Genomic DNA, 3566 nt, shown 5'->3' with positions numbered 1-3566 from the left:
GTAACCTTCAACTCGCTTTCCTTCTCAGACTCAACGATGTCGAGATAACCGTCACCATCAACATCCTGCAAAGAGTAGGTAGGACGATTGATACTGTGCGAGGTTGATGCACCAGGGTTGGTTGAAATCTTTACAGTCAATAAATTGAATGTTACTGTGAAAGCTGCATTTACAGATTCTGCTGTTGATGCAGATTCACTAAGTGCATTCGCTCCCTTCCAACTGATAGGCTCATCAAAGCCGTTACCTGTGTTGAGAGCAACAGTGATACCATTTCCGTTCTTCCATACCTTGTCTGGAAGACCATCGGAGTTGATGTCGATAAGATTGTATTCCTCCTCATTTTCAGAGGTAACGATGCCAAAGCCTGCGGAGAAACTGCCGGAGGCCTTGTTGATACCAGTTCCAACACCAAGATTATACGAAAGACTCTTGCCGCTTTGGATGCGGTCAAGTTCCCAGTCAATAGGCTCGGTAAAGGCATAGCCAAGATTTAATCTCACCTTCTTGTCGGAAAGAATCTTGTCAGGTAGTCCATCGCCATTAATATCTATGAACGATTCTACAGCTTCATCCGTATTCTTCGGCGCACTGCCGGAAATGGAGAATTGAGCCAACCATGAACTCTGTTGGTTCTGTGCGGAAGACTTGCTTCCGGAGATAAGTTTTGTAATATCGGACACAGAAGCTACTGGATTGCCACCATATCCCCATGCCTCAGAAGCATTGTCAGAGTTATTAGCTCCGATACCCTTGTAGATTTCTCCACTTAATCCACCTTGTGAATTGGTGTATTGGATAGTACCACCAGCAATGATGTCAGGGAATCCGTCACCGTTCATATCCATCATGGCAACTTCCGTCTTGGAACTGCCATTTGCATTGTTATGGGTAATGCCACGTGCACCACCTTGCACAACGGTACTCTTGCTTGATACCACTTGGCTTACAGCTGCCGCACCAGTACCCTGCAAATATTCACCTGCAAGTCCTGCTACCTCCGTATTGTTGTCCAACGGATTGGAGAGGAGAACATCCTGCTCAGTCAGTCGGGCTGTGCTTGCCTCGGTTGCAGTAAGATAGATGTCCTGTCGCTGACCGACCCACTTGTCCATAGAGGTCTGGTCTGTACCCAATGGAGTGAATGCCATCGTGAGAGGGTCAACCTTGTCGTTCTCGTTTTCAGGCAATTTCAGCAAGGACTCGTCAATAGGCTTTGCATATCTGCCTTCTGCCGAGTTATAGACAAACCCTCCCCAGCCACGGTAGAGCATACCGAAGCCAAGATTGTCATTCTCTGCATAGAATCCAGCAAGCACATTCTCAGTTACGAGACCTGCCGCATCTTTCTGAATGGAAACAGAAGCGGAAGCCACTGCTTCGTCCGAGATAGTTGCAGGATAGCTGTATTCAAACCAGATGTTCTTTCCTGCAGTAGTTGCAAATCGCAGAGTATCGGCTTTCAAGATGCCATTCTCGATATTGAAAGACTTCTTGCCAACAAGTGCATTCTCAGTCTTGGCGGTCAAAGTAATCTGACCGTTGATAGAATTGTCTGAAAGGGTAAGCACTGGTGACACAACCATAATTGTATCAGTCGCTGTGGTCAAGTATGGCTTGCCCTCTGCCAAGGCATTTGCGAAAGTCTTGTAATGTGCAGGAACTGCTATGGTCTGTTCTATGTTGGCGGAGTCCTTATAAGTCACGGATGCTTGCCAACCGATGCTCTTCCAATCAACATTTGAGGTGGATGAAATCTCAAAGCTGAAATTGGTCAGTTTTTCTGTATTCTCCAGACTGATGTTGAGTGAATCGCCATTGAAAGCCTCATTAGCCTTCAATGTACGAGCAAAGACAGTCTTCTCGATATAGTTCGTGTTGTCATTTCCGGCACTGTCTTTCTTGTCGTTGCTGCCGATAATGCTGAGAACAATATCGTCGGTTGTTACAGGCTTGTGGAAAGCACTGTGGACTTCCACGCTTGCGCCATTCTCTACATTGGCAGAGGTGTTCACATCATAAATGGCACCATCCTCTGGCTTGTACTCCGTTGAAGAAAGATCGTTAGGCAAAGTCATTGCCTCGCCAGCGTATGTAATGATAGGCGACCAGCTTACCTTGTCAAAAGAACCGTTGCTTGTTTCCTCAGAGCCAGACTGGACACGGAAATAGATCCTGTCACCACGCTTGACGGCAACAGATGATACGGCTGCGCTGTATGGACTGTTGTCACCCTTGGCTATCGTCTTGTTCCAAAGTTCATTACCTCCCTTTTGGATAGCAACTCTTACGCCGTCTGCCTTCTGATACTCGTCAGCATCATAGTCACCAGTCGGAGCGACAAGGCTCACTTGCCCTGCCACGCTGACAGTTCCGTCCTTAGGAGCCTGCCATACACGCACAATATCCTCCATCGGTGAGTTCTTGATGGCTTCCGCCTGCTCATCCTTACTGACCTCCATGACGGAAGTGTCAACCTTGCCACCATAGATGATTGGGCTTGGCGTGTCGGCACTGCTCAATGTAAACGTAGGCACGGCATTGCCAGACTGATCAAACTCCAAATGGTTGAAATATACCTTGCCATTGGAAACGAGGTCAACAAGTCCGTCACCGTTGATGTCGCTGAAATACTGAGTGGTCTTTGTCTTAGTGGTTGACTTGTCCGTTCCGACAACGGCAGTCAGAACATTCCAACCGACAACGGCTTTCGCACCGAAAGAGTTCGTAGAACTTTTGGTTGTCGAGAAGTTACTGATACCCTTTACCTTGACAGGCTCACCATATACGACTTCTCCGTTGTCAGTCTTGACCTGTGGACGATAATATACGGAACCACCAGACTTATAAACCTTGTCTGGAAGTCCGTCACCGTTCAAGTCAACGAATGCGGAAAGTCCCTTGCTGGTATCGCTGGAGTAGCTGTAAGAACCTCCTATTGTATTGCTTTTCCATTTGCTTCCGTCCCAAGGTCCCACACCTGCATAGAACGACCCGCTTACAGAAGAACTTGTCGTTCCGCCAAGTGCAGTTGGCTTGTCGCTGAAGCGCTTGCTGACAGTCTTCAATGGATTGACGAAACCTGCGTCAAGTCCGTCATCGTGCGTGTTCCATTTCTCGGAATCGTCCTTGAACGGAACATATCCCTTTTCAGCCTGCACATCATCATAATAGTCGAAGTTCTGGAAAGCCACTTCCTTTCCTGTGTTGTCATACTGTCTGACACCTGTGAGCATTTCCTTGTGGAATGCACCTTCCTTGTAGTCAAAGGCATAGCTGCGCAATGTCTCGCCCTGGAAATTCACGGTCACTTTCTCCAACAGCTTGTTGGAGGAGGCGAGGAATCCATAGCGGGCATTGTTGGTCTTTACCTGCTTTACCTTGTTGCCTTCAAAGAGTACAACGGTGTGCGGTTCCTGTCCTGCATTACCTGCGTGAACCTCCTTCAGATATGCAGCCTTGGCCTTCAAGCCGCCACGCACATCCTCATCCACGATGTCATACACATATTCTATATAGTCACCGTGGAGTTCCTCGACACGTTTCAGCTTCCATTCGGCAATCAC

1 pseudogene is annotated in these 3566 nt (G+C 47.8%); it reads right to left on the bottom strand.

Annotated elements, in window-relative coordinates:
• Positions 1 to 3566: pseudogene (locus DW917_RS17425) on the bottom strand (type IV secretion protein Rhs); the annotation flags it as partial.

It is taken from the genome of Prevotella sp. AM42-24 (genome assembly GCF_003461825.1).
Classification (GTDB): Bacteria; Bacteroidota; Bacteroidia; order Bacteroidales; family Bacteroidaceae; genus Prevotella; species Prevotella hominis.
This window is presented reverse-complemented; position numbering and strand designations above follow the sequence as displayed.